This window comes from Amycolatopsis mongoliensis, from assembly GCF_030285665.1.
In the GTDB taxonomy this organism is placed as follows: Bacteria; Actinomycetota; Actinomycetes; order Mycobacteriales; family Pseudonocardiaceae; genus Amycolatopsis; species Amycolatopsis mongoliensis.
Genome location: NZ_CP127295.1, coordinates 2,347,813 through 2,372,882 on the forward strand (window position 1 = coordinate 2,347,813; position 25,070 = coordinate 2,372,882).

General features: G+C 67.5%; 27 protein-coding genes and 1 tRNA gene. 15 read left to right on the forward strand and 13 right to left on the reverse strand.

Features of this window, described 5'->3' with window-relative positions; all coding sequences use genetic code 11:
* Positions 1–250: 250 nt before the first annotated feature.
* Positions 251–667 (reverse strand): YciI family protein, encoded by a 417-nt coding sequence (locus QRX60_RS11385; RefSeq protein ID WP_286003560.1) that lies wholly within the window; start codon positions 665–667, stop codon positions 251–253.
* A gap of 152 nt (positions 668–819) precedes the next feature.
* On the opposite strand from QRX60_RS11385, the gene QRX60_RS11390 reads away from it, so the two are divergent.
* From QRX60_RS11390 to QRX60_RS11405, 4 genes are all read left to right on the forward strand, one after another.
* Positions 820–1,257 carry a VOC family protein gene (locus tag QRX60_RS11390; protein ID WP_286000737.1) on the forward strand — a complete coding sequence of 146 codons (438 nt, stop codon included), beginning with the start codon at positions 820–822 and terminating at the stop codon, positions 1,255–1,257.
* A gap of 24 nt (positions 1,258–1,281) precedes the next feature.
* On the forward strand, positions 1,282–1,722 hold the full coding sequence (locus QRX60_RS11395) for a nitroreductase/quinone reductase family protein (RefSeq protein ID WP_286000738.1): 441 nt from the start codon (positions 1,282–1,284) through the stop codon (positions 1,720–1,722).
* Between the two features lie 106 nt (positions 1,723–1,828).
* Positions 1,829–2,632 (forward strand): SDR family oxidoreductase, encoded by an 804-nt coding sequence (locus QRX60_RS11400; protein ID WP_286000739.1) that lies wholly within the window; start codon positions 1,829–1,831, stop codon positions 2,630–2,632.
* Between the two features lie 58 nt (positions 2,633–2,690).
* Complete coding sequence (locus tag QRX60_RS11405) at positions 2,691–3,563, forward strand: helix-turn-helix transcriptional regulator (RefSeq protein ID WP_286000740.1); 873 nt, start codon at positions 2,691–2,693, stop codon at positions 3,561–3,563.
* Positions 3,564–4,619: 1,056 nt separating this feature from the next.
* Here QRX60_RS11405 and QRX60_RS11410 read toward each other — a convergent pair.
* From QRX60_RS11410 to QRX60_RS11420, 3 genes are all read right to left on the reverse strand, one after another.
* Entirely contained in the window at positions 4,620–5,741 is a 1,122-nt protein-coding gene (locus QRX60_RS11410; protein ID WP_286000741.1) for a hypothetical protein, read from the reverse strand.
* 82 nt (positions 5,742–5,823) lie between these two features.
* Complete coding sequence (locus QRX60_RS11415; RefSeq protein WP_286000742.1) at positions 5,824–7,038, reverse strand: helix-turn-helix domain-containing protein; 1,215 nt, start codon at positions 7,036–7,038, stop codon at positions 5,824–5,826.
* Between the two features lie 33 nt (positions 7,039–7,071).
* A complete protein-coding gene (locus QRX60_RS11420; RefSeq protein ID WP_286000743.1) occupies positions 7,072–7,560 on the reverse strand; it encodes an NUDIX domain-containing protein in 489 nt (162 codons plus the stop codon).
* A 133-nt stretch (positions 7,561–7,693) separates the two neighbouring features.
* Between QRX60_RS11420 and QRX60_RS11425 the strand changes: the two genes are divergently transcribed.
* The 5 genes from QRX60_RS11425 to QRX60_RS11445 all read left to right on the forward strand — a co-directional run bounded on the left by QRX60_RS11425 (position 7,694) and on the right by QRX60_RS11445 (position 10,509).
* The gene (locus tag QRX60_RS11425) at positions 7,694–7,906 is read left to right on the forward strand and encodes a hypothetical protein (protein ID WP_286000744.1); all 213 of its coding nucleotides are present in this window, start codon (positions 7,694–7,696) and stop codon (positions 7,904–7,906) included.
* Positions 7,903–8,202, forward strand: coding sequence for a hypothetical protein (locus tag QRX60_RS11430; protein ID WP_286000745.1), 300 nt, complete (start codon positions 7,903–7,905; stop codon positions 8,200–8,202). The genes QRX60_RS11425 and QRX60_RS11430 overlap by 4 nt, the downstream gene beginning before the upstream one ends.
* Positions 8,189–8,449: a hypothetical protein gene (locus QRX60_RS11435; protein ID WP_286000746.1), complete on the forward strand. Its 261-nt coding sequence runs from the start codon at positions 8,189–8,191 to the stop codon at positions 8,447–8,449. The genes QRX60_RS11430 and QRX60_RS11435 overlap by 14 nt, the downstream gene beginning before the upstream one ends.
* Positions 8,450–8,452: 3 nt before the next feature.
* A complete protein-coding gene (locus QRX60_RS11440) occupies positions 8,453–9,250 on the forward strand; it encodes a helix-turn-helix domain-containing protein (protein ID WP_286000747.1) in 798 nt (265 codons plus the stop codon).
* Positions 9,251–10,284: 1,034 nt separating this feature from the next.
* Positions 10,285–10,509 carry a hypothetical protein gene (locus QRX60_RS11445; RefSeq protein ID WP_286000748.1) on the forward strand — a complete coding sequence of 75 codons (225 nt, stop codon included), beginning with the start codon at positions 10,285–10,287 and terminating at the stop codon, positions 10,507–10,509.
* A gap of 170 nt (positions 10,510–10,679) precedes the next feature.
* Here QRX60_RS11445 and QRX60_RS11450 read toward each other — a convergent pair whose 3' ends face one another.
* Together QRX60_RS11450 and QRX60_RS11455 are read right to left on the reverse strand one after the other, a co-directional pair.
* Complete coding sequence (locus QRX60_RS11450) at positions 10,680–11,882, reverse strand: helix-turn-helix domain-containing protein (RefSeq protein ID WP_286000749.1); 1,203 nt, start codon at positions 11,880–11,882, stop codon at positions 10,680–10,682.
* Positions 11,875–12,189, reverse strand: coding sequence for a putative quinol monooxygenase (locus QRX60_RS11455; RefSeq protein WP_286000750.1), 315 nt, complete (start codon positions 12,187–12,189; stop codon positions 11,875–11,877). The genes QRX60_RS11450 and QRX60_RS11455 overlap by 8 nt, the downstream gene beginning before the upstream one ends.
* A 200-nt stretch (positions 12,190–12,389) precedes the next feature.
* Here QRX60_RS11455 and QRX60_RS11460 point away from each other — a divergent pair, with 200 nt between their 5' ends.
* Genes QRX60_RS11460 through QRX60_RS11485 form a run of 6 tightly spaced genes read left to right on the forward strand, consistent with a single transcriptional unit; the run spans position 12,390 to position 16,485 of the window.
* Positions 12,390–12,938, forward strand: coding sequence for a hypothetical protein (locus QRX60_RS11460; RefSeq protein ID WP_286000751.1), 549 nt, complete (start codon positions 12,390–12,392; stop codon positions 12,936–12,938).
* Positions 12,935–13,201 carry a hypothetical protein gene (locus QRX60_RS11465; protein WP_286000752.1) on the forward strand — a complete coding sequence of 89 codons (267 nt, stop codon included), beginning with the start codon at positions 12,935–12,937 and terminating at the stop codon, positions 13,199–13,201. Before QRX60_RS11460 ends, QRX60_RS11465 begins: the two co-directional genes overlap by 4 nt.
* Entirely contained in the window at positions 13,201–13,524 is a 324-nt protein-coding gene (locus QRX60_RS11470) for a hypothetical protein (RefSeq protein ID WP_286000753.1), read from the forward strand. The genes QRX60_RS11465 and QRX60_RS11470 overlap by 1 nt, the downstream gene beginning before the upstream one ends.
* On the forward strand, positions 13,524–14,912 hold the full coding sequence (locus QRX60_RS11475) for a replication initiator (protein ID WP_286000754.1): 1,389 nt from the start codon (positions 13,524–13,526) through the stop codon (positions 14,910–14,912). The genes QRX60_RS11470 and QRX60_RS11475 overlap by 1 nt, the downstream gene beginning before the upstream one ends.
* A 44-nt stretch (positions 14,913–14,956) precedes the next feature.
* Positions 14,957–15,253 carry a helix-turn-helix domain-containing protein gene (locus QRX60_RS11480; protein ID WP_286000755.1) on the forward strand — a complete coding sequence of 99 codons (297 nt, stop codon included), beginning with the start codon at positions 14,957–14,959 and terminating at the stop codon, positions 15,251–15,253.
* A complete protein-coding gene (locus QRX60_RS11485) occupies positions 15,253–16,485 on the forward strand; it encodes a tyrosine-type recombinase/integrase (protein ID WP_286000756.1) in 1,233 nt (410 codons plus the stop codon). The genes QRX60_RS11480 and QRX60_RS11485 overlap by 1 nt, the downstream gene beginning before the upstream one ends.
* Positions 16,486–16,600: 115 nt before the next feature.
* Here the strand turns inward: QRX60_RS11485 and QRX60_RS11490 are convergent.
* From QRX60_RS11490 to gnd, 7 genes are all read right to left on the reverse strand, one after another.
* A tRNA-Ile gene (locus QRX60_RS11490) sits at positions 16,601–16,674 on the reverse strand.
* A 49-nt stretch (positions 16,675–16,723) separates the two neighbouring features.
* On the reverse strand, positions 16,724–17,410 hold the full coding sequence (locus tag QRX60_RS11495) for a DUF3566 domain-containing protein (protein WP_286000757.1): 687 nt from the start codon (positions 17,408–17,410) through the stop codon (positions 16,724–16,726).
* 49 nt (positions 17,411–17,459) lie between these two features.
* On the reverse strand, positions 17,460–20,015 hold the full coding sequence (gene gyrA, locus QRX60_RS11500) for a DNA gyrase subunit A (RefSeq protein ID WP_286000758.1): 2,556 nt from the start codon (positions 20,013–20,015) through the stop codon (positions 17,460–17,462).
* Between the two features lie 50 nt (positions 20,016–20,065).
* Positions 20,066–22,033 carry a DNA topoisomerase (ATP-hydrolyzing) subunit B gene (gene gyrB / locus QRX60_RS11505; protein ID WP_286000759.1) on the reverse strand — a complete coding sequence of 656 codons (1,968 nt, stop codon included), beginning with the start codon at positions 22,031–22,033 and terminating at the stop codon, positions 20,066–20,068.
* Positions 22,034–22,230: 197 nt separating this feature from the next.
* Positions 22,231–22,845: a DciA family protein gene (locus QRX60_RS11510; RefSeq protein ID WP_286000760.1), complete on the reverse strand. Its 615-nt coding sequence runs from the start codon at positions 22,843–22,845 to the stop codon at positions 22,231–22,233.
* 130 nt (positions 22,846–22,975) lie between these two features.
* Positions 22,976–24,130: a DNA replication/repair protein RecF gene (gene recF, locus QRX60_RS11515; RefSeq protein WP_286000761.1), complete on the reverse strand. Its 1,155-nt coding sequence runs from the start codon at positions 24,128–24,130 to the stop codon at positions 22,976–22,978.
* A gap of 24 nt (positions 24,131–24,154) precedes the next feature.
* Positions 24,155–25,045, reverse strand: coding sequence for a phosphogluconate dehydrogenase (NAD(+)-dependent, decarboxylating) (gnd, locus tag QRX60_RS11520; RefSeq protein WP_286000762.1), 891 nt, complete (start codon positions 25,043–25,045; stop codon positions 24,155–24,157).
* Positions 25,046–25,070 lie beyond the last annotated feature (25 nt).

Genomic DNA, 25,070 nt, shown 5'->3' on the forward strand with positions numbered 1-25,070 from the left:
CGGAAATACCGGGGCGGGGTGTCCTGTTGTACCGGATGGTCGATGTGCCCACCGTGTCCCCCGGGCCTCAACCACTGCCTTCGCGGAATTCCGTCCGGCTGGAGCCGCGTCGAGCCACTCGCCGAGAGGCGACCGTGGCGCGCGTCGACCGTGACCGCTCAGCCCTGCCGGTACATTCTCTTCCCGGCAGGGCTGACTCGCGTCATGGCAGGACCAGGCCCTTCAGGAGTGCTGCGCTCTCGATCGAGAGTCAGGCGTCCTCGTTCATCGTGGCCGGCACGCCGTAGAACGGTCGGACCTCGAGCCACTCGCGGATCGGCTCCCCGCCGGGCCCGGGAGCGGCGGACAGGTCCGCGGCGACCTCGACCGCGCGCTCCCAGGACTCGACGTCGATGACGTACCAGCCGGCGATGAGGTCCTTGGTCTCGGCGAACGGACCGTCGGTCACCGGCGGGCGCCCCTCGCCGTCGGACCGCACGAACGTGCCCTGCGGCGACAACGCCTGGGTCTCGACGAACTCGCCGCTCTCTTCCAGCCGGGCCGCGAAGTCCCGCATGTACTGCACGTGCGCGTCGACCTCCTCCGGCGACCACTGGTCCATCGGCGGGAAGCCGACGGTGAGGGCGGGGCCCCCTCGGTAGTGCTTGAGCAGCAGGAACTTCATGATTTCTCCCTCTTTCGGGGTCGCTGATGCCCCGGGGACGGAGCGAGTCGCGGATTCTCGACACGAGTTCCGGGTTTTCGTGTCGAGAACGCGGCACCGGCGCCGTCCCCGGGTCACGAGCGGCCCACGGGGGCCGCGCGACACGGGAGGAACCCATGACGATCCAGCGGCTGGACAACATCGGCGTCGTCGTCCACGACATGGACGCGGCCGTCGCGTTCTTCCTCGAACTCGGGCTGGAGCTCGAGGGCAAGGCCACGGTCGAGGGCCCGGACGTGGACCGCTTGGTCGCCCTCGACGGCGTCCGCTGCGACCTGGTGGTGGTGAAGACCCCGGACGGCCACAGCAGGCTCGAGCTGATGAAGTTCCACGCGCCGACGTCCCCCGCCGCGGAGCGGAACGCCCCGGTCAACACCCCCGGCTTCCGCCGCATCATGTTCGCGGTCGACTCGATCGAGGAAGTCCTGCCCCGCCTCCGCATCCACGGCGCTGAACTCATGGGCGAACTGGTGAAGTACGAGAACGGCCACAAGCTGGCGTACGTCCGCGGCCCCGAAGGTCTCATCGTCGCCCTGGCCGAAGAAATCGCCTGACCCACGCCGGAAAGGACCCCGACCATGGCCATCGCCGACGACCTCGACCGCGCAACCGACTCCCAGTGGGACTGGGTGGCCGAGCAAACCCGCACCTATCTGGCCTCAGGCGGCACCGAGGTCCACGAATCGAACGGCGTGTACACCCTGATCTTGGCGACAACCGGCCGCAAGACGGGCGTACCCCGCCGAACCTGCCTGATCTACGGAACCTCCGGCGACGACCTGGTCGTAGTCGCCAGGCCGAGCGAGCCCACCTTTGGCCCAAAATGGCGAAGATCTTCCCGCTGTACGACGAGTACGCGCAGAAACGAACCGAGAAATCCCGATCGTCCTGCTCACCCCGCAGAACTGACACCCCACGTTGGGACCGTGCAGGAGGGAATTGTGGCAGCGCACCAGGAAAGGGGGCTCTCACCAGTACCTGTATCACCAGGGTCTCCCAGACGTCCAGGACGCCTGTAAACCTGTTTGAGTCGGCTCCCAGCTACACAGGGGAGAAATGGTGGACCGACAACCGGACGCGCGGCCGTGTCAACACAGGCTTCCACGACAGAGGGAACGAAGACCAATGGCGGACAACCAGTTCACCGCTCACGCAGATCTTTTCGATCTGAGTGGGAAGTACGCACTTGTCACTGGCGGCACCAGGGGCATTGGGATGATGATAGCGCGCGGCCTTCTGCAGGCGGGCGCCCGCGTCGTCATCAGCTCTCGCAAAGCAGACGCGTGCACGGAGGCACAGCATCTGCTGTCCGAATTCGGCGACGTTCGGGCAATTCCCGCCGACCTGTCCAGGCACGACGAGTGTCAGCGCCTCGCTGATCTTGTCCAGGCCGACTCGGAACGCCTGGACATCCTCGTCAACAACGCGGGCGCGATGTGGCGCGAGCCGCTGGAGACGTTCCCGGACGAGGCCTGGGACGCAGTGCTCGACCTCAACCTCAAGTCGCCGTTCTGGCTGGTGCAGGCGCTGCTCCCCGCACTTCGCAGGGCGGGCACCGCCGATGATCCGGCGCGGATCATCAACATCGGCAGTATCGCCGCCATCCACGTCGCCGAGTCGCCCAACTACTCGTACGCCAGCAGCAAAGCGGGACTCCACCAGCTCACCAGGGTGCTTGCCAGGGAACTGGGCCCACAGCACGTCACGGTGAACGCGGTAGCCCCAGGACCGTTCCCCTCGCAGATGATGGCGTCCACGCTCGATGCCCTCGGCGACACCATCGCGGCGAAGGCCCCTCTGCGCCGGCTCGGCCGCGACGACGACATGGCAGGTATCGCCGTGTTCCTCGCCGGCCGGGCGGGGTCTTACCTCACGGGCACCACCATCCCGATCGACGGCGGCATCGCCACGACCGCATCGGGTACCTAGGCGTCGGAGGTACCGGCAGAACCTCCCTTCGCTTGCGGACAGGGCCTACGGTGACGAGGTGGCCAAGATCGACCTGCGCACTGAGATCAAGGAATTCCTGAGCTCCCGTCGCGCGCGGATCACGCCCGAGCGGGCCGGACTGCCCGCCTACGGCCGCAACCGCCGGGTCAAAGGTCTGCGTCGCGAAGAGGTAGCTCTACTGGCAGGGGTGTCGGTCGACTACTACGTGCGCATGGAGCGCGGCAGCCTCGCCGGCGCCTCCGACGGGGTGCTCGACGCGTTGGCCTCTGCCTTGCACCTCGACGAGGCCGAGCGCGATCACCTGTTCCACCTTGCGCGGCAGTCCAGGGCGCCCGGCGGTCCACGCCGCCGGCGACCCGCCGCGACCATGCGTCCGGCGCTTCAGCGGGTGCTCGACGCCATCACCGATGCGCCGGCGTGGATCTGCAACGGCCGTTATGACGTGCTGGCCGTGAACCACCTTGCCCGCGCGCTGTATTCACCGGTGCTGGCCGACACACGACGGCCGGCGAACACCGCGCGGTTCGTGTATCTGAATCCCGAGGCGGCAGAAACGTTCTTCGTCGACTATGACCGAATCGCTTGCGATGTGGCCGCGAAGCTACGCATGGAAGCCGGCCGCAATCCGCACGACGAGGAGCTGATCGCCCTGGTCGGGGAGTTGTCAACACGCAGTGAACTGTTTCGGCGGCGATGGGCATCTCAGGACGTTCGGCTCCACCGGTCCGGCCGCAAGCGTGTGCACCATCCGGTGGTGGGCCGGCTCGACCTGGACGTCGAGTCGATGGAGCTGCCCGCCGAACCCGGCCTGCTCCTGAACGTCTACACCGCGCCCGCCGGCACGGCGACCGCGGACGGTCTGGCCCTGTTGGCGTCGTGGGCGGCCAGCCAGGAGAAGCTGGTGCGGTGACTCCCGCTCACTCAGTTTGTCACCCAGGTCATGCAAAAGCCCGGCTCGCACATCGCGAACCGGGCTTTGACTTGCGTGGGCCTACCAGGACTTGAACCTGGGACCTCTTCGTTATCAGGGCAAAACGGAACGCCTGCGATCATGAAGGCCGAGTCGTCGCCAGCAGACTCCTTGTCCAGCAGCGTCCGTCAACGTCCGCTCATTGTCGCCTCGGTTGTCACTCAGTTTGTCACTCAGCGCCAGAGCACACCTCTGGTGTGGACCGACCTGTGCACAAGGGCCGATGAACGCAGCGTCGACCCTGTCCGGGTCGAGCGCGAGGGATCGCGACACGCCGAAGAACCAGTTTCCCGCGACACGCCAGGCGAACTACAGGCGTGTAATCCACAAACTTCCACACCCTCTGACCTGCGCATATGGAAACTTTGACTCCTCGTGTCCACAAAATAGACACAGATCGAGGGGGCAATGTGCGGAGGCGGTGCCCAGTTGTCCACAGGATGTCCCCAGTGTGGTCCCCACCCAGACTTGCCTAATGCGTTCCGGGGGACCCAACATGGCGCCCGAGCGCCGGAGAGCCACAAGCACTGAGACGCTCGCTGTCCGTTTCGACGTAGCCGGCTACGTCGAAACACCCCCGCCTCAACCCGAGGCACTCCATAGGAGACCGCTTTTGACCAACCGACCCGCAAGACGACGGAAGCGCCGAACCAGGGGTAACGGCCCTGGCCGGCGCAACTCCGTCGAGCTCCACGCGCAGTACCTCAAGCTGTTGATCGTGTTGATCTCGATGATCAGCCCGATCGTGCAGCACTACATGCGCTAGCCGTGTCGCCGCCGGGTGAGGCCACCGAGCTTCACCCGGCGGCTTCACCCGGCCAGACTGCTGGATTGAGCCGCCTCCGGCAACAGCTTCGAGCTAACGATCACGCCGTGAAGGCGCCGGTAGATGAGGCCGCGGAGTCATCGAGCCGTCAACCGCCGGCCGTCCTGCCTCACATGATCGTGATCTACGGGTGCAGTGCCGTCCGCGAACGGTGGACGTTGAACTCAACGTTATGCAACCTTTTGCATATTAACCTCTTCGTTGATACGACACAAAAGTGAGCAAGCGACCATCGAAGCCTGCACCGTATTTCGGCGGTTGTACTGGCGAGTACTCACGGTGTGAGCCGTGGCATTCCGATTGAAGACGATTGGCACGACATCTCCATCCTCGACCCAGAACTGCTGATACATCTGCCACATCGGAGCGAATGCAATGAACTGGCGGATTGTGAAGTCGTTGTAAGCGTCCTTCGTGCGCTTGCCCTTCTTATCAGGCGTAAACTTCACCCGGTCTTTCTTGAAGTAGGCTCTTATAATGCTATCGACAAGCGACCCCGCGAGCGCCTGCGCAGCTTCTGTGTGTCCAGCGTCGAGAGCATCAAGCGCGGCGATAGCGAAGGGGACGTACGTGGCGACGGTCGATTCCGTGCACGCCGTGGCCACTTCGCGGCAATCCGCGGAGATAGTCTTCCATCGCCGTCCGAGAATTTCCCTACGCTTGCTCACACTTTCAGCACGGATCAACGCCAAGGCTGTGGAGGTACGCGGCACTCCGTAGAGCGGGATGCCGTCAACCATGACGACCTCTTCGACTTGCTCAAACTCCAGACCTTCAATTCCTTGCAGGTTTTTTGGATAGAAAGACGCCCTGATATTGGCGAGGGCTGGTGCTATGTCCTTCAGCCATGAGACCTGCTGTATGGCGAACTGCGAAGCGGCCTTGTTTACTGTATCACTGAGACCAAAGTTGACATTCTTGGCCAGCTGCGAGGCCACATTGTTGAGGGTGGACTGTTGCAGCGCGACATTCTTAAAGATGTCGCTGTTGATGACGGAGAACTGCTTTTGCCAGGCGGCCTGCGAGTCAAGGAGCGGCTTGATGGCGTTACTGACGATCGCCTGTTGAGCCTCAGCGAAAGCCGAAAGAGCTGTGAAGTTCTTCAGCACCGAGTCTGGGATCAAGTTCGGGATACGCGGTAGTTTGAGGTCAAACTTCGGGGCCAGCGAGCGCCAGATGTCGTCTGTGGACTTCTTGAGTTCTTCTTGTTGCTCCGGAGTCAGCTCAGGCCCTCTGTCCTCTCCGGAAGGGTCTTCTGGCTGCTCGTCGTCGCAGTGCTGGTCATCCGCCACATGGAGAAGATTAACCGTGACGATCTCCGCCAGCGACTTTTGAATTACTCAAGGCCGCGCCATGGCCGGCACCGCAGAGGTCTTAGTCGACCACGCCGTAGTGAGTGGCCAGCGCGGCGAACTCCGCACCTCGGCGTCGAGTTGCTCGATCGACCAGCCGACGCATGGTCGACTTGCCAAGCGGCTGATAGCGCACCCAGTCCGGCGCAAGGTCGCGTGCCTCGGCGAGCCAAGCCAGCGCATCCCGATCGTGGCGGAGGTCGGCCGCCGCCGCAGCGAGCAGCAACCGGTGGCCCGCCTCCCAGAACGCCGGGACGTCTCCTGTCGTGTCCGGCACGGCGGCCGCCAGGCGGAGCGCCTGCTCGGGGTCGCCTGCCCGCGCGGCAAGCTCGACGTTCTGCAGAGCGGCCACGCGCGGGCCGAAGATCGCAGCCTCCGAAGCTGTGTCGCCGCGTGACCGGATCGCAGCAGCGTGAGCCGCGGCAAGGAGGTCCTCGGCGCGGCTAGCGCTCCCAGTACGGAGTGCCGCGGTTGCGGCGTTGAACAGCAGGTTGCCGAACACGCCGGCGCGGACCGGGTCACGGTCCAGCATGCGCGGTTCGATCGCGGCCGCGGCCTGGGTAGCGACGCGCTCAGCGTCCTCGGCACGCCCCTGGCGGACCAGCGTCCACGCCAAGTAGCGCAGTGAAATTGCGGCCTCGACCTCTGGAGCGTCCGACTCGGCTGCGGCCTCGATCGCCCGGGCGGCGGAGATGTACGCCAAGTCGTCGAAGCCGAGTCGGCCCGCGATGCCTGCGCCGAGCCGGTATGCGGTCGATAGGACGCGGTGCGCGCCGGCGCGCTCCTCGTCGCGGGTGTCTCGGACGCCTCGACGAGCGTCGGCCAGGACGACGGGCAGCGCGTGCAGCAGCTCGGTATGACGCCCGTCGACGTACGCACGCCAGGCGGCGTGCGCGCTAGCCGTGAGTTCCGGGAGCGGCAACAGCTCGCGGGTGTCGGCCAGGTCTTCAAGACCCGGGATGGACGCGTCCGCGGTGATCGCCCGGCGTAGCGGAGCCACATCGACATCGCGGGAGTGCGGCGCCGGCAGCGTGCCAAGCAGCGCATCGACCGGGACGCCGAGCGCGGCCGCGAGCTTACGAAGGGTGGCGGGGCGGCTGGTCGTCCGGGTGCCCTGCTCGATGCGCGCCACGGTGTCGACGCCGACCGAGGCAGCCTCCGCGAGGCCCTCTTGGGAGAAGTCGCGGGCTTTGCGGATGCGCGTCAGGTTCTCGGCGAGCGGGTTGTGAGCGGTCATCCGTCCTCCGGCTGTGTGCACGCAGTAACCAGACTACTGCGCTACGCGCCTGCCGTCCTCACATATCAGCAGCTCACCGGCGCGCGCAGCGTCGAGAGCGACCGCAATCCGACGCGCGAGAATCGGCTTCAAGCGCAACGCCGCAGTGTCGAGCGGCAGCAACTCCACCGACAGGATCTCGGGGTCCGTGATCGTCAGGGCCTTGATCTCGGCCTCGGTGACCTGGCCGCCGTCGAAGACGTACGCCATCCCCTCCGGCATGCGCGAGTCGTCCGGGATGTAATCGATCACCAGCAGGTTGCCGAGCGGCCGATCGATGCCGACCTCTTCAGTGACCTCCCGAGCTGCCGTACGCCAGGGCGGCTCGCCTTCCTCGCACGCACCGCCCGGGATGTCCCAGTGCGGCTTGTACGACGGCTCGACGAATAGCACACGGTCGGCCTCGTCGCGGAAGAGGACGCCGGCGGACATGCGCTTGCGGTTGAGCGAGCGCACGTACTCGTCGAAGGGGAGCAAGTCCACGAGGCGAGGCTACCGGCGGCGAGCGACATCCCGCTGATCTATGCCTTTCACGCCTAGTTCGTAGGCGTTGACCTGCCGAAATCATGGTTACCGGCTGTGTTTTAGGTGTCCGGATTCGACGACAGTTGATCAGGTGACGGCACAAGACGGGGGCTCGACCGGGCGCAAGGACCGGTCGACGTTCTGGTGCGGCGGCTCGCTGTTCAACACCGGCGGCCAGCGGCTCAACGAGATCGACTGGAGCACGACTCAGCACCCGAAGACGCACGCGGACATGACCGATGCCGACTGGGAGCAGGCTGCCACCGCGCTTCGGTCGTTCGAGATCGAGCGAGGGCTTCGGTGACCGCATTGGACGACCGCCCGGTCAGTCACCCGGCCGGCCCTCGACGTGACTTCTGGGAGTGGCACGAGTTCACCGACGGCGACGGCTGGGCTCACCTGTACCTGCACTCGGAGATGGCGAACCCACGCCTTGTCCTGCTGCTGCCCTGGTGCTTGATCAACGTTCCGTTTCCGCTGGAGCACGACCGCCCGAGCGTCAGCCGCGGTCGGGTGATCCCGAAGCCCGGCCGGATATGCCCTGTCTGTGCGAGCCAGAACGAGCACCGGCGAATCGAGGCGTCGCATGCACGCGCGTGATCGCGAACTGCTGGCCGGCCTCTCGAAGATGAACTCCCGGATCGGGAGCGTGACGGTCGAGCTGTTGACCCTCCAGCCGAACGACGTGCGCTATGCGGCGGCGTTGCGCACGCTCGCCCGTCAGCTGGCGCAAGTCGGCGCCGCACTGGCCCGGCGCGCCGGCGAGTTGGACGGCGTCGACGTCGATCTGGTGAGTCTGCTGGACGTACCTAGCGAAGACACTCAACGACTGAACGGAGCGGATTGAACCGTGACCGACACTGCACCCCGACCGGCCCTCATCGCGCTCGCAGACGGCCTCCGCGACGCCCGTACCCGCCGCGGCGTTGGCCTCCGCCGGCTCGCCGACATGATCAATCTTCATCCGGGAGTGCTGTCGAGTTTCGAACTTGGCAAACGCATACCGCCGGACACGACCGTGGCGCACATTCTCGGCGTCCTACGCTCGCCGACCGCCGTGTGCGATCAGCTCGTCGACCTCGCCCGTCGCGCCCACGAACGAGACTTCATCGACCACGCCGGGCGCGCCGAAGACCTCCTGCGGACGACGTATGAGCAGCAGTCGACGCACGTCTTCGAGTGGTCGCCGACGCTGATTCCGGAGGCTCTGCAGACCGTCGAGTACGCCCGCGCGCTACGGGATACTGGCCTGGTCGAGCCCAGCTCTGACGCCGGCCGCCGATCTCTTACCCGGACGGTCCAGGAACTCACGTCACCGGCAGGCGCAGAGCCGCGACGCACGTACCTGATCGGCGAGGCCGCTACTCGTTCCGATTTCGGCTCGGCGGGCGAGTTCCGCGCCCAGCTCGACGCGGTGATCGCTCTGACACGCCACCCGCGTATGTCCGTCTGTCTCGTTCCGGCAGTCGAGTGCCCGCCCGGCCTGATCGAGCGATTCACCCTGTACGAGAACCGCGCTGGTGCCTTCACGGTCGCCGTGCCGCACCACCGCGGAGCCGTCTTCATTACGCACGAAGACACCGTGACGGCCTACAGGAAGACCGCTAAGGCGCTACAGCGCCACGCCACCGACACCGGGTGGCGCTGACCAGCTCCCGGCCGGCGCGTCCTGACCTCCCTCCAGGCGGCGCGCTGGCCGGGTTCCACCCACGCGTCATTCGCCGCGCACACGTTCCCGCCGAAGCTCTAGCCTGGCTGAGGCACCCCGATAGAGGAGTCTGATGACCACGACGAAGGCCTTCACGTCAGAGCGGACACAAGCCGTCTTCGAGGCAGCCTGTGCCTTCGCCGGACTAGACGCGGCCGGCGCGAAGCGGGTCCGATTCGGGGAGAACGCCATCTTCCGCCTGGCCGACAGCTCGGCCGTCGTCCGCGTCGGACGCTCGATTCCCGCGGCGACGAAAGAAGTGCTCGTCGCCGGCTGGCTTGCAAAGAACGCCTTCCCCGCTGCCACGTCGCTACCTGGCGCCGAACAGCCGTTCATTGAGGACGTCAGCAACTCGTCGACTGGCTCCGTGACAGTGGTGGTCCGCGGTGGGAGCGATTCGTGGCCGAGCAGACGACGGCTGGCGATGCCGAGGCTCCGCCAGACTGACGGGCACTCCGTATGTCACTCAGTTTGTCACTCAGGTCACGCAAAAGCCCGGTCCGCTACTCGCGAACCGGGCTTTGACTTGCGTGGGCCTACCAGGACTTGAACCTGGGACCTCTTCGTTATCAGTGATGATCCAGACTGCTGGGCTGTACCGTTCAGTGCCGCTGAGCTGCGGTGATGTGCTTTTGCGGATCATGGAAGATCGGCGAGTGACGTTGCGTTCGCTGCCTCTCGGCTGCCTGATCTCCCCCCTTCAAGTGGGGGGCCTCTTCGCCATCTCGTCGACCTGGCAACGCCCGATCGTGCCGGGTCAAGGGGGCACCGTCCGCCCGGCTGAGCGTACCCCTGGGAGTCGCCCCCTTGACGCGGTGCGATAGCCCTCTGGGAGGTCGACGAGATGGCGACAGGCCGCTCACGGACGTAACCGGTGCTCCCCCGCCGGCCATCTCGGAGACCTGCCCGTCCGGCGAGGACATTAAGTCGTGTCAGTGCACCACTTGACGGTCGACGCCGCTCACACTCGTGCCATGGCTGATTTCAGAATGATCGATCCCCACTACTGGATCGTGGCGTCCTTCATCATCGTTGGCGTGGTCGGATGCGAGGCAGCGGCGGCTTGGCACGAGGACTCGCTGCATCTGCACACGCCGGAATACTCCGTGGATTTCCGCGACAACGGGACGTACGGCGCAACGGGTGCCGCTGGCCAACTTGGAGATCTATCCGCCTGGGACGTGCGTTGGCTCTCCTGATCTGGCCACTGTGGTCACCGGCCTCCCCGCCCCGGCCGACTTGCCGGGGACCGGGCGCCAGCCCGCACGCCCCGGCAAGGGCTTGGCCGGGGCAAGGGACCGGGCCGAGCGGCCCCGCAGGGGCCGCCTTGATCCTGTAGAGAAAGTTCTCACCACTATGGACCTCACCGTCACCGACCGGCCAGGGCCACTCCGGCTCGACGCGCGAAGTCCTCAAGCGCGGGCGGCACATCGGTCTCCATCCGGACAAGATCGCGGACCATCGTGTGCACAAGCCGGTGACGGTAGACCTGCTCAGGGGCGATCTGCTCCGCATCCTCAAGCGCTGCAAGGGCTCGCTCGACGTTGCGACGCTGCGTCCATGCTCGCGCTACGTCGATCAACAACCTGCCTCGCCGCTCGGGAGAGAGCCTCGATGCGTCGATCGTGGCGGCTCGCCGTACGGCCTCGCCCGCGTCCCCGAGATCAACCGCCACGGCCACCTCGTGAAGAGCGACGTTCGTGGGACCGAATTCGGTGTGATAGTCGTTCCGGTCCTCACCGAGTCTTGAGGCGATCTCGCGCGCACGACTCAGGTGCTGCCAAGCCTCCTCCGCTCTCTCGGTCCTCGCTGCGATGACGGCTCGCTGCAGTGTGAGGGCACCGTAGACGCTCAACGCCTCCGGGATCCCCTGCTCCACCAGCCCTTCCAGCGCCACGCTCGCAGTGGTGGCCGTGTGCTCCGCCTGATCGAGCTGCCGGGCTCCCTGGAACACCAGGGTCAGCCGGAAGGCTCCCTCAGCCATGAGCAGCGGATCACCGGCCCGGCCGGCATCGGATATCGCCCGGTCAGCCGCAACCCACGCCGCGTCGAACTGCTGCAACTTCGCGAGGGCGGCCGCACAGGCGTGGTAGCTCCGTGCGAGAAGCGCGAACACCTCGGACGCGTCGTCACTGCCTGCTGCCGCTTCGAGTCTCGGCAGAAGGGTCTCCAGGAGCCCCACAAGCTCCTCGTAGCGTGATTCGTGCGCGAGTACCCACACCTGGTCTGTGTCGTTGCGGAGCGCATCGAGGTCCGGCTGTGGCTGCTTACCGAGAACAGCACGAAGAGCGAAGTTCGCACTCAGGAGCAGCCGGAGCGGCACCGCGCTCGCCGGTCGCTCGGTCGCCGCCACCGCTGGGGCTGTTGGCGCAAGCTCAGCCATGGGGACGTCAAGGACACGCGCGATGCGTTCCAGCACGTCCAGGCTCTTCGCGGCGCGCACGCCCCTCTCGACCTGCGACAACCAAGCTTCCGAGCGGTCGATCAACGGCGCGAACTCCCGCTGTGACAGGCCTCGCCGTCCTCTGTAGAACGCGATCTTCCTTCCGAGTTCGACGTCCTCCTCAGCCATCGGCGGGGAGACCCTTCGAGGTGGCCGGCGTGATGAACTCGACTCGCGTCGCGGCGATGAACTGGTCACGCTCGGCGAGGAATCGAAGCGTGTGCGGCTGGCGCTCGTGCTCCTCGAACGCGGCCTTGTCCCGGTACACCTCGTAGAAGACGCGCGCGAGCGGCGCACCGTCTACCCGGTGAGTGACGTAGACAAGCGTGCCGGGCTCGTTCTTAGCGATCCCCTTGCCGGTCTCCTCGACCAACTGGTCGAAGCCAACGGCGCTCGCGTCGTCCTTCAGGTCGAACCGCACAACCAGTGCGTACATGGCGGGCTCCTCGCTGTCGTAGTCCCGCAACCATAGTACTCCATCCGGATTTAAGTACGGATGGGTGTGCCCGTATTTGCGCAGGTCAGAGCGTCCCAATCGAACTTGGCCATACTGATCCGTACTTTAGTACTAGACACGTACTTCAGTATCACGTAGCGTCGTTGGCGTCAGGACAGGACTGGTCAGGGAGGGTTCCGATGACTGCGTTGATCGACAAAGCGGTGCCGACACAGGTCGCACCCGCCGGGCACGTACTGATCGTCAACTCGACGTCGTTCGGGGCCGTGAGCCTGTCCCTGGCGTGGGTCAACGACGGCGCATTCGCCTTCACCACCGACCAGCCGCCGACGCGCACGGTGCACATCGGCGGCGACTGGTTCCAGGAGTCCCGCTGGGGTGCGGCTATCGCGGTGTCCCTCCCGGACGGTGTGCACGTCCTCAACGCCACCGAGGTCCAGGTGGCTCTCCACGCTGCCGGGGTCGCCTTCCAGCACCACACGGCGGTGGACGTCCTCGCGGAACTGTTCCTGATCGGCCTGGAGCGGCTCGGGGTGGAAGAGGTCCGTCGGATCGCTGCTGACTGGCGCGTGACCGAGGTGGCGTCGAGCCGCGAGAAGATCCCAGTTGCGTTGTGGCGCAAAGAGATGCGGCGAGTGTGGGGCTCCCGCAAGCAGATGGACCGCGCGTGCCTGGCCAAGTGCGCCGTGCTGGACGCCGTGATGGCCAACGCGAAGGTGGCCGCGTGATGGCCGCCGTAGAGCTGATCCCCTGCGGTCACTGCGACCTGACGCACATCGTGATCGAGGTCCGCATGGTGCGCTGCCCGTGCCGGGGAACCGGCCGCGCGTTGATCGACGGCGTGCCGGTCTACCCGTTCCGCCCGTGCGGCTTCTGCCCCGGCGACGGCCAGATCGCGACGTTCGACGAGGTCAGCGTCACCGCTCAGGAGCGCGTCTGCCGCCACGAGGCGTCGGCACGCCCGCCTCTCGCCGTGGGGGTGGCTGCCTGATGTCCGCCGACTCGCTGGTGACGTTCACCTTCGCCGACGTCAACCCGATCACCGAGCGGACCTACGCCCGGTCGACCTTCGCTGAGCTGCCCGGCTACGCCGCCGACGTCGTCACCGGCACCCTGGCCCTGGAGCCCGGCGAGTGGGACATCCTCGTGGCCGACGACGAGGCGTTCGACTTCACCGGGGCGACCGACTCCTACCCGATCCCGGGAGCCACCCGCCGGCCGTTCGCCCACGCCCCCGGCTTCTACGTCGTCGTCCCGCCTGAGCTGATGGCCCCGCGCGAGGTCCCCGAGGACACCATCGGGGTGATCGGCTGATGGTGGCTGCTCCGCACGGCTTGCGCGAGATCGCGGCCGCCTTCACCGAGTCCGGCACCCTGGACCCGGGCATGGCGCACGTCCTCGCCCGCGCCAACTTCGACACCTGGGCCGACAAGGTCAAGGCCGCTCGGGGCTGCGCGAAGCCGGTCCGGATGGCCGGGGGATCCACTGTGGTCGACTCCTCCGGCAAGGTCGTCGCCGAGCTGTCCGGCAGTGTGTTCGTCCCCTGCAAGAACCGGCGCGCGTCGGTGTGCGAGTCCTGCTCTGCCCACTACGCGCACGACACGTTCCACCTCATCCGCGCTGGCATGGCCGGAGGCAAGGGCGTCCCCGAGACCGTCACCGGGCACCTGCGGGTGCTGGCGACGCTGACCGCGCCGTCGTTCGGGAAGGTCCACTCGCGACCCGTCCGCAATGGACGCGTGCGCCGCTGCTCTTGCGGTGAGCTGCACTCCCAGTACGACGACGCCCTCGGCACCGCCGTCGACCCGGAGACCTACGACTACGTCGGGTCGGTGCTGTGGCAGGCCCACGCCGGTGAGCTGTGGCGCCGCTTCACCATCGCCGTGGGCCGCAAGCTCGCCCGCGCCCTGGGCATCCGCGCTGGTGAGCTGCGCGAGGTCATGCGCCTGTCCTACGCCAAGGTCGCGGAGTACCAGCGCCGCGGGCTCATCCACTTCCACGCCGTCGTCCGCATCGACGGCCCGGACGGCCCCGAGGGACCACGCCCGCCGGCCGCCGTGACCGAGGACGTCCTCACGGCCGTGATCCAGGCTGCCGCCGCGTCCGTCGTCGTCCGGACCCCGGAGTCCCCGGCCGTGGGTGTAGTCCCGCTGACCTGGGGTGAACAGGTCGACGTCGAACCGATCGCCACGTCCGAAGGCCCCTCGGAGGGTTCGGAGGGTGGCTGGCATGACCGGCGCGTCGCGGGCTACGTCGCCAAGTACGCCACCAAGGGCACCCGCCTCACCGAAGGCAGCGACTACCGGATCCGGTCGGCGGAGCACATTGAACAGCTTCCCGTGACCGAGCACCACAAGCAGCTCATGCGCACCGCGTGGCGGCTCGGCGGGCTGGTCGAGTTCGAGGAACTGAACCTGCGGAAGTGGGCGCACATGCTCGGGTTCCGGGGCCACTTCCTGACCAAGTCCCGCCGCTACTCGACCACCTTCGGGGAGATCCGGCGGACCCGGGCGGAGTACCGCCTGGACGAGCAGCGGGTAGCCCTCGGGATCGCCGACGACGAGGTGCTGACCGTCGTCAACGACTGGTCGATGACGGGGCTCGGCTACCTCAACGACGCTGAGCGCCGCCTCGCTGCGGTGTTCGCCGAACTGCACCTCGCCAGACGTCGCCTGGACGGCCAGGACGACTCTCCCGGCTGACACAACCCGTGTCATCGGAACCGGTTGGTACGAAAGGGAAAACCATGAACGGGCACTTGATCCACCTGCCGCGCTACGCCACCACCGACGCGCCCGCCGAGCAGCTCCACACCGAGCGCCACGGCGACGCGCCGTATACCGGGGACGCCCCGGTGATCGATCCGCACAAGGCCACGTACACCGTGCTGGAGGTCGCCTACCTGCTCAACCTGTCCCGGGGCGTCACCTACCAGTACGTCAAGGACGGCACGATCCCCGCGTTCCGGGTCGGTCGCCGCTGGGTGATCTCCCGCAAGCGCTTCGCCGCCTGGCTCGACGAGATGGTCGAGGTGGGCGCCTGATGGGCTTCGTCAACCGCAGCGACTCGGGGAAGTGGAAGGCGTTCTGGCGCGAGCCTTCCGGCAAGCAGCGCTCGAAGACCTTCGCGACCAAGCGGGAGGCGCTGACCTTCCTTGCTCAGGCGGAGACGTCCAAGTCCGGGGGCGTCTACGTCTCGCCCCATGCCGGCCGGACCCTCTTCGGGGACCACGCGCGAGCCTGGATGGAGTCGTGGAACAACGAGGCGACCACGGTTGCCCGGGACACCTCGATCATGCGCACGCACGTCCTGCCGAAGTGGGGCGGCTGGCAGCTCGGCAAGATCGACCACCTGTCGGTCCAGGCGTGGGTCACCGAGCTGACCAGGACGACGCTCGCCCGGTCGACCGTTGCCGAGTGCAAGCGGCTGACCTCGGGCGTCCTGCGCTCCGCCGTCCGGAACCGCCTGATCGGGCACAACCCGGCCGACGACGTGAAGGTCCCGCGCCGCCGCGTCCACGACACCGACGACAAGATCGCCACCCGGCGTGAGGTGCGGGACATGATCCTGCCCGCCACGCCGGACCGGTACCGGGCACTGGTGGCCACGGCCGCCTTCTCCGGCCTGCGCTGGGGTGAGGTCATCGCCCTGTGCATGGACGCCGTCGACCTCGACGCCGGGAACCTCCAGGTCATCCGGACCGTGATCGAGGTGGCCGGGTCGACCTCGTTCAAGCCCTACCCGAAGTCCCGGGCCGGGCGTCGGACCGTGCCCCTGCCGGCGTGGGTGGTGAGCGAGATCCGAGCCCACCTCGAGCGCTACCCGGTGGAGGGACCGGCCCGGATGCTGTTCACCAACGAGGCCGGTGGCGCGCTGCGGCGCACCCTCTTCCGCGCCCGGATCTGGCGGCCGACACTCGTCCGCGCTGGCCTGCTCGGGCACCTGGAGCACAACGGCGACCGGTTCGAGGCCACCTGGACCGGCCGGGCCGGGGACGCCCACACGACCGTCTGGGAGCGCGAGCGGGACGCCGTGACCGAGATCGCCCGCAACCAGTTCGGCGGGCTCACCTTCCACGACCTGCGCCACAGCTACGGCACCTGGCTGGCCGACGACGGCGTCCCGGTGAACAAGCTCCAGCGCGTCATGGGGCACGAGAACGTCACCACGACGCTCAAGTTCTACGTGCGCAAGACCGAGGACCACGACGCCATCCTCAGCGCCCTGGACGACGACCCGGACGACGACGGCGGCGGAGTGCTCGCGGCCGTGTAGCGCCGGGCCATGCTGCCTTTTCGCTGCCTACGGCTCAGATCCGGCCCAAAATTCCATAGTCCACAAACGACACAACCCCCGTGAACTTGCTGGTCACGGGGGTTGTTCTTGTGCGTGGGCCTACCAGGACTTGAACCTGGGACCTCTTCGTTATCAGCGAAGCGCTCTAACCACCTGAGCTATAGGCCCTTGAACGAGGAGAACCTTACAGGACCCCCGAGGGGGCCCTGCAACCGGGTTACTCCCGTTCCGACAGCGTGACCTCGAGGCCGCCCGCGAGGTCGGCGGACACGTTGTAGATGAACGCGCTGACCGTGGCCAGGGCCGAGACCAGGACGATGTTGATCGCTCCGAGGATGGCGGCGATGCCGAACACGCGGCCCGCGCTGATCAGCGGTTCCGACGACGCGTTGGCGCCTTCGCCGCCCACCAGGGACGAGTACGTTCCGTTCAGCTTGTCCCAGACGCCCATGCCGTCGAGCACCGTGTACAGGACGCCGACCGCGACCAGCCACACGAAGAACATCGCGACGCCCAGGACCAGGGACAGCTTGAGCACCGACCACGGGTCGAACCGCTTCACCTGCAGCGACGCCCGGCGCGGGCCGCGGCCCGGGCGCCGCAGCGCGCTGGGCCGGGCTCGCTGGGAGGATGCCGGCGGGACGGCCGCCGCGGAGGGCTCGCCGCCTGGTGGGGTGTCGGGGCCGCCGAAAAGCTTCGGGGCCGCGCTACCGGTCACCACCGGCCGCTGGTCGGCGGAGACGGGTTGCGTCTCGCCGGCCGGCGGCTCGGGCTTGTAGAGCGCTTCGTCCGTGGCAATCCCGACCGTCGCTTCGGAGTCGCCGTCCTTGCCGACCCGCTGCCAGGGTGGGCTCGCCGGAGTCCCGTTCGAACCCGCTGCCTCGGGATTCTCGGATGGTGTCACGAAGAGTCAGTCCTTACCCGTGCCGTGGGGCCGCCGTCGGAGAGCAAACTTACTGCTCCGGCGTGGCCGTCGTGTCCTCACCCGCGTCAGGTGCTTCCGGAGCCGGCGCGTCCTCGGGGGTGTCACCATTGGCGACGTCCGAGGGCTCGTCCGCGTTGCGTGCGACGGCGAGAAGAGTGGTGCCTTCGCCGAGATTCATCAGCCGGACCCCCTTCGTCTGCCGTCCTGCCTTGCGCACGTCGCCCGCCGGCGTGCGGATCACGCCGCCGCTCGAGGTGATGGCGTAGAGCTCGTCCTCGGCGTCGACGATGAGCGCACCCACCAGCCTGCCACGTTTCCGGTCGTGCTGAATGGTGAGCACGCCCTTGCCGCCGCGGCCCTGCACCGGGTAGTCCTCGATCGGCGTGCGCTTGGAGTACCCGCCGTCCGTCGCGACCAGCAGGAACTTGTCCGGCTTGACCACGCTGATGCCGAGCAGCTCGTCGCCCTCGTTGAACCGCATGCCGAGCACGCCGGACGTCGGGCGGCCCATCGGCCGCAGCGCCTCGTCCGTCGCGTGGAAGCGGATCGACTGGCCTTCGGCGGACACCAGGAGCAGGTCGTCCTCGGCCGCTGCCAGCACCGCGCCGACCAGCTCGTCGCCCTCGCGCAGGTTGATGGCGATGAGGCCACCGGAGCGGTTCGAGTCGAAGTCGGTGAGCTTGGTCTTCTTCACCAGGCCGCGCTTGGTGGCGAGCACCAGGTACGGCGCGACCTCGTAGTTCTTGATCTGGATGACCTGGGCGATCTGCTCGTCCGGCTGGAACGCCATGAGGTTCGCCACGTGCTGGCCGCGCGCGTTGCGGTTGGCCTCTGGCAGGTCGTACGCCTTGGTGCGGTAGACGCGGCCCTTGTTCGTGAAGAACAGGATCCAGTCGTGCGTCGAGCAGACGAAGAAGTGCTGGACGATGTCGTCCTGCTTCAGCGTCGCGCCCTGCACGCCCTTGCCGCCGCGCTTCTGCGAGCGGTAGAGGTCTGTCTTCGTTCGCTTGGCGTACCCCGTGCGGGTGATGGTGACGACGACGTCCTCGACCGCGATGAGCTCTTCGTCGGTGACGTCGCCGTTGAAGCCGATGATCTTCGTGCGCCGGTCGTCGCCGTACTTCTCGACGATCGCCATCAGCTCGTCGCGGATCAGCGCGCGCTGCCGCTCCGGCTTCTCGAGGATGTCCTTCAGGTCGGCGATCTCGAGCTCGATCTCGGCCAGCTGGTCGATGATCCGCTGGCGCTCCAGGGCGGCCAGGCGCCGCAGCTGCATGTCGAGGATCGCGGTGGCCTGGATCTCGTCGACGTCCAGCAGCTCCATCAGGGCCGGCCGGGCCTCGTCCGCCGAGGGCGACCGCCGGATGAGGGCGATGACCTCGTCGAGCGCGTCGAGCGCCTTGACGTACCCACGCAGGATGTGGGCCCGCTCCTCGGCCTTCCTCAGGCGGAACTTGGTCCGCCGGACGATGACCTCGACCTGGTGCTTCACGTAGTGGCGGATGATCTGGTCGAGCCGCAGCGTGCGCGGCACGCCGTCGACCAGCGCCAGCATGTTGACGCCGAAGTTCTGCTGCAGCTGGGTGTGCTTGAACAGGTTGTTCAGCACGACCTTCGCGACGGCGTCCCGCTTGATCGTGACGACGATCCGCATGCCGGAGCGGCTGTTGGACTCGTCGGCGATGTCGGAGATGCCGGTGAGCTTGCCGTCGCGGACCAGGTTCGCGATGTTCTCGACCAGGTTGTCCGGGTTGACCTGGTACGGCAGCTCGGAGACGACCAGGATCGTGCGGCCCTTGACGTCCTCCTCGACCTCGACGACCGCGCGCATCCGGACCGAGCCGCGGCCGGTGCGGTAGGCGTCCTCGATCCCGGAGGTACCGAGGATCATCGCCCTGGTCGGGAAGTCCGGGCCCTTGATCCGCACCAGCAGCGCGGCGAGCAGCTCGTCGTCGTCGGCCTCCGGGTTCTCCAGTGCCCAGACGACGCCCTCGGAGACCTCGCGCAGGTTGTGCGGCGGGATGTTGGTCGCCATCCCGACCGCGATCCCGGAACCGCCGTTGACCAGCAGGTTCGGGAACCGCGACGGCAGGACGTCCGGTTCCTGCGTGCGGCCGTCGTAGTTGTCGGAGAAGTCGACGGTGTCTTCTTCGATGTCGGCCAGCATCTGCATGGCCAGTGGCGCGAGCCGGGACTCCGTGTACCGCATGGCGGCCGCGGGGTCGTTGCCCGACGAGCCGAAGTTGCCCTGGCCGTCGATCAGCGGGTACCGCAGCGACCACGGCTGGGCCAGCCGGACCAGCGCGTCGTAGATCGCCGAGTCACCGTGCGGGTGGTAGTTGCCCATGACGTCGCCGACGACGCGGGAGCACTTGTTGTACCCGCGGTCCGGCCGGAAGCCGGAGTCGAACATCGAGTACAGGATCCGGCGCGCGACCGGCTTGAGGCCGTCGCGCACGTCCGGCAGCGCGCGCGACACGATCACGCTCATCGCGTAGTCGATGTAGGAGCGCTGCATCTCCTGCTGGATGTCGACCGGTTCGATCCGGTCGTGGTCCGGAGCCGGCGGCAAGGTTTCCGTCATGGGTCCTTCTCGAGTGCGGGGGTCCTGGTGGGACAACGGAACGGGGACGCCTAGACGTCCAGGAAGCGCACGTCCTTCGCGTTGCGCGTGATGAACGAGCGGCGGGCCTCGACGTCCTCGCCCATCAGGACCGAGAACAGCTCGTCGGCCTGGGCGGCGTCATCCATCGTGACCTGGCCGAGCAGCCGGTTGGCCGGGTCCATCGTGGTCTCCCACAGCTCTTCGGCGTTCATCTCGCCGAGACCCTTGTAGCGCTGGATCGCGTCGTCCTTCGGCAGCCGCTTGCCGGCCTCGACACCCGCCTGGATGACGGCGTCGCGCTCGCGGTCGGAGTACGCGTACTCCGGTTCCGCCCGCGGCCACTTGATCTTGTACAGCGGCGGCCGCGACAGGAAGACGTGGCCGTGCTCGATCAGCGGCGTCATGAACCGGAACAGCAGGGTGAGCAGCAGCGTGGTGATGTGCTGGCCGTCGACGTCGGCGTCGGCCATCAGCACGATCTTGTGGTAGCGCAGCTTCTGGAGGTCGAACTCGTCGTGGATGCCGGTGCCGAGCGCGGTGATCAGCGACTGGACCTCGGTGTTCTTGAGGACGCGGTCGATGCGGGCCTTCTCGACGTTGATGATCTTGCCGCGGATCGGCAGGATCGCCTGGTACATCGAGTCCCGGCCCTCCTTGGCCGAGCCGCCGGCCGAGTCACCCTCGACGATGTAGAGCTCGCACTCCTCCGGCTTGGTGGAGCGGCAGTCCTTCAGCTTGCCGGGCAGGCCGCCGATGTCGAGCGCGCCCTTGCGGCGGACGAGGTCACGCGCCTTGCGCGCGGCCATCCGGGCCTGGGCCGAGGAGATCGACTTGTTGATGATCGTCTTGGCTTCGTTGGGGTTGCGCTCGAACCAGTCGGCCAGCCATTCGTTCGACTGCTGCTGCACGAACGTCTTCGCCTCGCTGTTGCCCAGCTTGGTCTTGGTCTGGCCTTCGAACTGCGGCTCGCCCAGCTTGATCGAGACGATCGCGGCGAGGCCCTCGCGCACGTCGTCACCGGTCAGGTTGCTGTCCTTCTCCTTGAGCAGCTTCTTGTCGCGCGCGTACGTGTTGACGACGCGGGTGAGCGCGGCGCGGAAGCCCTCTTCGTGGGTGCCGCCCTCGTGGGTGTTGATCGTGTTGGCGAACGTGTAGACCGACGGCGTGAAGCCGTTGTTCCACTGCATCGCGACCTCGACCTCGAGGCCGGTGCCCTTCGCGTCGAAGGAGATCACGCTGGGGTGGATCGGGTCCTTGCTGCCGTTGATGTGCTTGACGAAGTCCTCGAGCCCGCCCGGGTAGCAGTAGACCTTCTCCTTGACCCGGGCGACCTTGCCCTCGGCGTCGGCTTCGGTCTCCTCGTCGGCGACGCGCTCGTCGCGCAGCGACAGCGTCAGCCCCTTGTTGAGGAACGCCATCTCCTGGAGCCGGCGCGAGATCGTCTCGAAGTTGTAGGTGGTGGTCTCGAAGATGCCGCCGTCCGCCCAGAACGTCATCGTCGTGCCGGTTTCGGTCGCCGGGCCGAGGTCCTCGAGCGGGCCCGGGATCTGGTCGGTGTACAGCTGGCGCCAGCTGCGGCCGCCGTACTTGACCTCCGCCAGCAGTTTCGTCGAGAGCGCGTTCACCACGGAGATGCCGACGCCGTGCAGACCGCCGGACACCGCGTAGGAGTCGCTGTCGAACTTGCCGCCCGCGTGCAGCTGGGTGAGCACGACCTCGATGGTCGGCTTGTTCTCCTTGGGGTGCATGTCGACCGGGATGCCGCGGCCGTCGTCGACGACGCGCACCCCGCCGTCGGCGAGGAGGGTAACCTCGACCTTGGTGGCGTACCCGGCCATCGCTTCGTCGACCGAGTTGTCCACGACCTCCTGGACGAGGTGGTGCAGCCCGCGCTCACCGGTGGAGCCGATGTACATGCCGGGACGCTTGCGGACCGCTTCGAGGCCTTCGAGCACCGTGATCGACGACGCGTTGTACTCGCTCTTGTTCTCGGTCACAGGCCTTGTTTCTCCTCGTCTCGCGCGAGCGGACGTTCGCTCCCTCCCAGTGTACTTGGCCGCGTCCGCTGACATGCGGCAAGGACACCCCTGAACGCGTCACAGACGGACGAAATCGGTCCGAGCCGAGTCTTGACGTATTTCAGCGCGTCTGAATGCGTTCTCGGGGCATTCAACCGAGCATCCCGCAACCCGGGTCAGCCGTACGTGTCACGCGGGCCGCGGCCCGGCACGTGCCGGGGCCCTTTCCGCCAGCTCGGGGCCATCGGACCCTGGATCCGCATGCGCTTGACGACACCGTTGCCGACCCCCGCAGCGATCTTGGCCAGCAGCTTTCCCTGCAGCAACCGGAGCTGGGTGGCCCACGCCGTGGAGCTGGCGCGGACGGTGAGCTCGCCGTCCTTCAGCGCGACCGGCTGGGCGTGTTCGGCGACGTCTTCGCCGACCAGCCGGGCCCACTGGGCGAAGACGCGGGCGGTCGTGACGCTCTCGTTCCAGCCGCGGTCGCTGACCAGCCGCGAGACGAGCCTGCCGAGCGGCTGCGGGTCACGCGGGTCCGCGCCCGGCCCTGACCAGCGGCGACGCCGGGGGTTCTGGCCCCCGCCGCCGACGGCGCGCCGCCGGTACCCCGGCGAGGTGCCTCGTTCCTTGGCCTTGGCCTTCGCCGCTTCGAGCGCGGCGTGGGCGAGGTCCCGGCCCGTGGTCCCGTTCGGAGCAGCGCCGTCTTCACTCCGCGTACCAGGAGTGGCATTCCCAGGTGGGTTAACCCCCTTGCGGGGGGCGTCAAGCGGCCGTTTCGGCGTTTCGGTCACGCGCGGCGATAACCCGGGCACGGGTTTATCCACACTGTCCACAGGTTTGTCCCCAGATCGGTGGGTAACTGCTGTGTCGGCGGTCACACGGGGTGCTCGATTCGCTCTTGCCGACCCTGCTCCGCCCTGTTCAGCCACGCGTGATCTCACCATCCGCCACCACGAACCGGGACCCGGCGAGCTCCCCGGGCACGTCTTCGTCGACCGCGGCGGTCACCAGCACCTGTTCGGCGCTCGCGGCCACCTCGGCCAGCCGGGCCCGGCGCTTGCGGTCCAGCTCGGCGAACACGTCGTCGAGCAGGAGCACCGGCTCACCCGCCTCCGCGCGCAGCAGCTCGTAGCTGCCGAGCCGGAGGGCGAGCGCGAACGACCACGACTCCCCGTGACTCGCGTAGCCCTTGGCCGGTGCCTGGCCCAGGATCAGCTCCAGCTCGTCCCGGTGCGGGCCGACCAGGCTGACCCCGCGCTCGAGCTCGGCCTTCCGGGCCTCACCGAGCGCCTTGAGTAAGACGTCCTTCAGGACTTCGGGTTGCGCCCGCTCGCCGTCCGGTACGCCGTACGTCTCCGGCAGGGCCGCACCCAGCGACGACCGGTAGGAGATCTTCGCCGGACGGGAGTCCGGCGCGACCCCCATGTACGCCGAAGCCGCGTACGGCCCGAGGTCCGCGACGAGGTTCAAGCGCGCGGCCAGCAGCTCCGCACCCGCCACCGCGAGGTGGTCGTCCCAGACTTCCAGCGTCGACAGCGCGTACGGGTCTTCGCGTCCCGTACGCCGCTTCCCGGCCGTCTTGAGGAGGGCGTTGCGCTGCTTCAGCACCTTCTCGTAGTCGGCCCGGACCCCCGCGTACCGCGGCGCGCGCAGCACCAGGAGCTCGTCGAGGAACCGGCGTCGCTCGCCCGGGTCACCCCGGACGAGCGCGAGGTCCTCCGGCGAGAACAGCACCGTGCGCAGGATCCCGAGCACGTCGCGCGGCCGGCCGACCGCACCGCGGTTGACCCGGGCGCGGTTCGCGCGGCCGGCGGTGATCTCGAGCTCGACCGTCAGCTCACGGTCCTCGTTGACCACCGCGACCCGCACCAGCGCGCGCTCGCAGCCGTGCCGGATCAGCGGCGCGTCCGTCGCGACGCGGTGCGAGCCCAGCGTCGCGACGTACCCGATCGCTTCCAGCAGGTTGGTCTTGCCGCGACCGTTCTGGCCGACCAGCACGGTCGGCCCCGGTTCGAGCGCGAGATCGGCCTGGGGCCAGGAGCGGAAGTCGGTGACCTGCAGGTGACGCAGATACACAGTGCCTGCTTTCGGGGGCCGCCCTTACCCGCCGACCTTCTTCACGGCGTGCCCGCCGAACTGGTTGCGCAACGCGGCCACCGCGCGCATCGCGGACGAGTGCTCCTGGCGCGAGGCGAAACGCGCGAAGAGCGCGGCCGAGATGACCGGCGCCGGCACCGCGTTGTTGATCGCCTCTTCCAGCGTCCAGCGGCCTTCGCCGGAATCCTCGACGTACCCCTCGAGGTCGTCGAGCTCCGGGTCCTCGTCGAGCGCGCGCACGAGCAGGTCGAGCAGCCAGGACCGGACGACCGTGCCGCGCTGCCAGCCCTTGATCACCGCGGGCACGTCGTTGACGACCTTCGCGGCCTCGAGCAGCTCGAAGCCTTCCGCGAAGGCCTGCATCATGCCGTACTCGATGCCGTTGTGGATCATCTTCGCGTAGTGACCCGCGCCGACGTCGCCCGCGTGCGAGAAGCCTTCTTCGCGCGGGCCTTCCGGGCGCAGCGCGTCGAAGATCGGCATCGCCCGCTCGACGTCGGCGGCCGTGCCGCCGACCATCAGGCCGTAGCCGTTGTCCTTGCCCCACACGCCACCGGACACGCCGCAGTCGACGTAGCCGATGTTCTTCGCGGCGAGCAGGTCGGCGTTCAGCTTGTCGTCGGTGTACTTCGAGTTGCCGCCGTCGATCACCATGTCACCCTCGGCGAGCAGGTTGCCCAGCTCGGTGACGGTCTGCCGGGTCGGCTCGCCGGCCGGCACCATGATCCAGACGATCCGCGGAGCGTCCAGTTTGGACACCAGGTCCTCGAGCGAAGACGTGTCGGTGACGTCCGGGTTGCGGTCGTAGCCGACCACCTCGTGACCGGCCGCACGCAGCCGCTCACGCATGTTGAAGCCCATCTTGCCCAGGCCGATCAGACCGAGCTGAACCATCGGATCCCCTTACGTGCTCAGAAAA

Excerpts from the sequence above, each read along its gene's own strand:
- gyrA (WP_286000758.1), bottom strand. The coding sequence starts at position 20,015 with ATGACGGAAACCTTGCCGCCGGCTCCGGACCACGACCGGATCGAACCG.
- QRX60_RS11390 (WP_286000737.1), top strand. The coding sequence starts at position 820 with ATGACGATCCAGCGGCTGGACAACATCGGCGTCGTCGTCCACGACATG.
- QRX60_RS11455 (WP_286000750.1), bottom strand. The coding sequence starts at position 12,189 with ATGTACGCACTGGTTGTGCGGTTCGACCTGAAGGACGACGCGAGCGCC.
- QRX60_RS11400 (WP_286000739.1), top strand. The coding sequence starts at position 1,829 with ATGGCGGACAACCAGTTCACCGCTCACGCAGATCTTTTCGATCTGAGT.
- QRX60_RS11395 (WP_286000738.1), top strand. The coding sequence starts at position 1,282 with ATGGCCATCGCCGACGACCTCGACCGCGCAACCGACTCCCAGTGGGAC.
- QRX60_RS11445 (WP_286000748.1), top strand. The coding sequence starts at position 10,285 with ATGGCTGATTTCAGAATGATCGATCCCCACTACTGGATCGTGGCGTCC.
- QRX60_RS11450 (WP_286000749.1), bottom strand. The coding sequence starts at position 11,882 with ATGGCTGAGGAGGACGTCGAACTCGGAAGGAAGATCGCGTTCTACAGA.
- QRX60_RS11480 (WP_286000755.1), top strand. The coding sequence starts at position 14,957 with ATGAACGGGCACTTGATCCACCTGCCGCGCTACGCCACCACCGACGCG.
- QRX60_RS11475 (WP_286000754.1), top strand. The coding sequence starts at position 13,524 with ATGGTGGCTGCTCCGCACGGCTTGCGCGAGATCGCGGCCGCCTTCACC.
- QRX60_RS11435 (WP_286000746.1), top strand. The coding sequence starts at position 8,189 with ATGCACGCGCGTGATCGCGAACTGCTGGCCGGCCTCTCGAAGATGAAC.
- QRX60_RS11485 (WP_286000756.1), top strand. The coding sequence starts at position 15,253 with ATGGGCTTCGTCAACCGCAGCGACTCGGGGAAGTGGAAGGCGTTCTGG.
- QRX60_RS11470 (WP_286000753.1), top strand. The coding sequence starts at position 13,201 with ATGTCCGCCGACTCGCTGGTGACGTTCACCTTCGCCGACGTCAACCCG.
- gnd (WP_286000762.1), bottom strand. The coding sequence starts at position 25,045 with ATGGTTCAGCTCGGTCTGATCGGCCTGGGCAAGATGGGCTTCAACATG.
- QRX60_RS11460 (WP_286000751.1), top strand. The coding sequence starts at position 12,390 with ATGACTGCGTTGATCGACAAAGCGGTGCCGACACAGGTCGCACCCGCC.
- QRX60_RS11415 (WP_286000742.1), bottom strand. The coding sequence starts at position 7,038 with ATGACCGCTCACAACCCGCTCGCCGAGAACCTGACGCGCATCCGCAAA.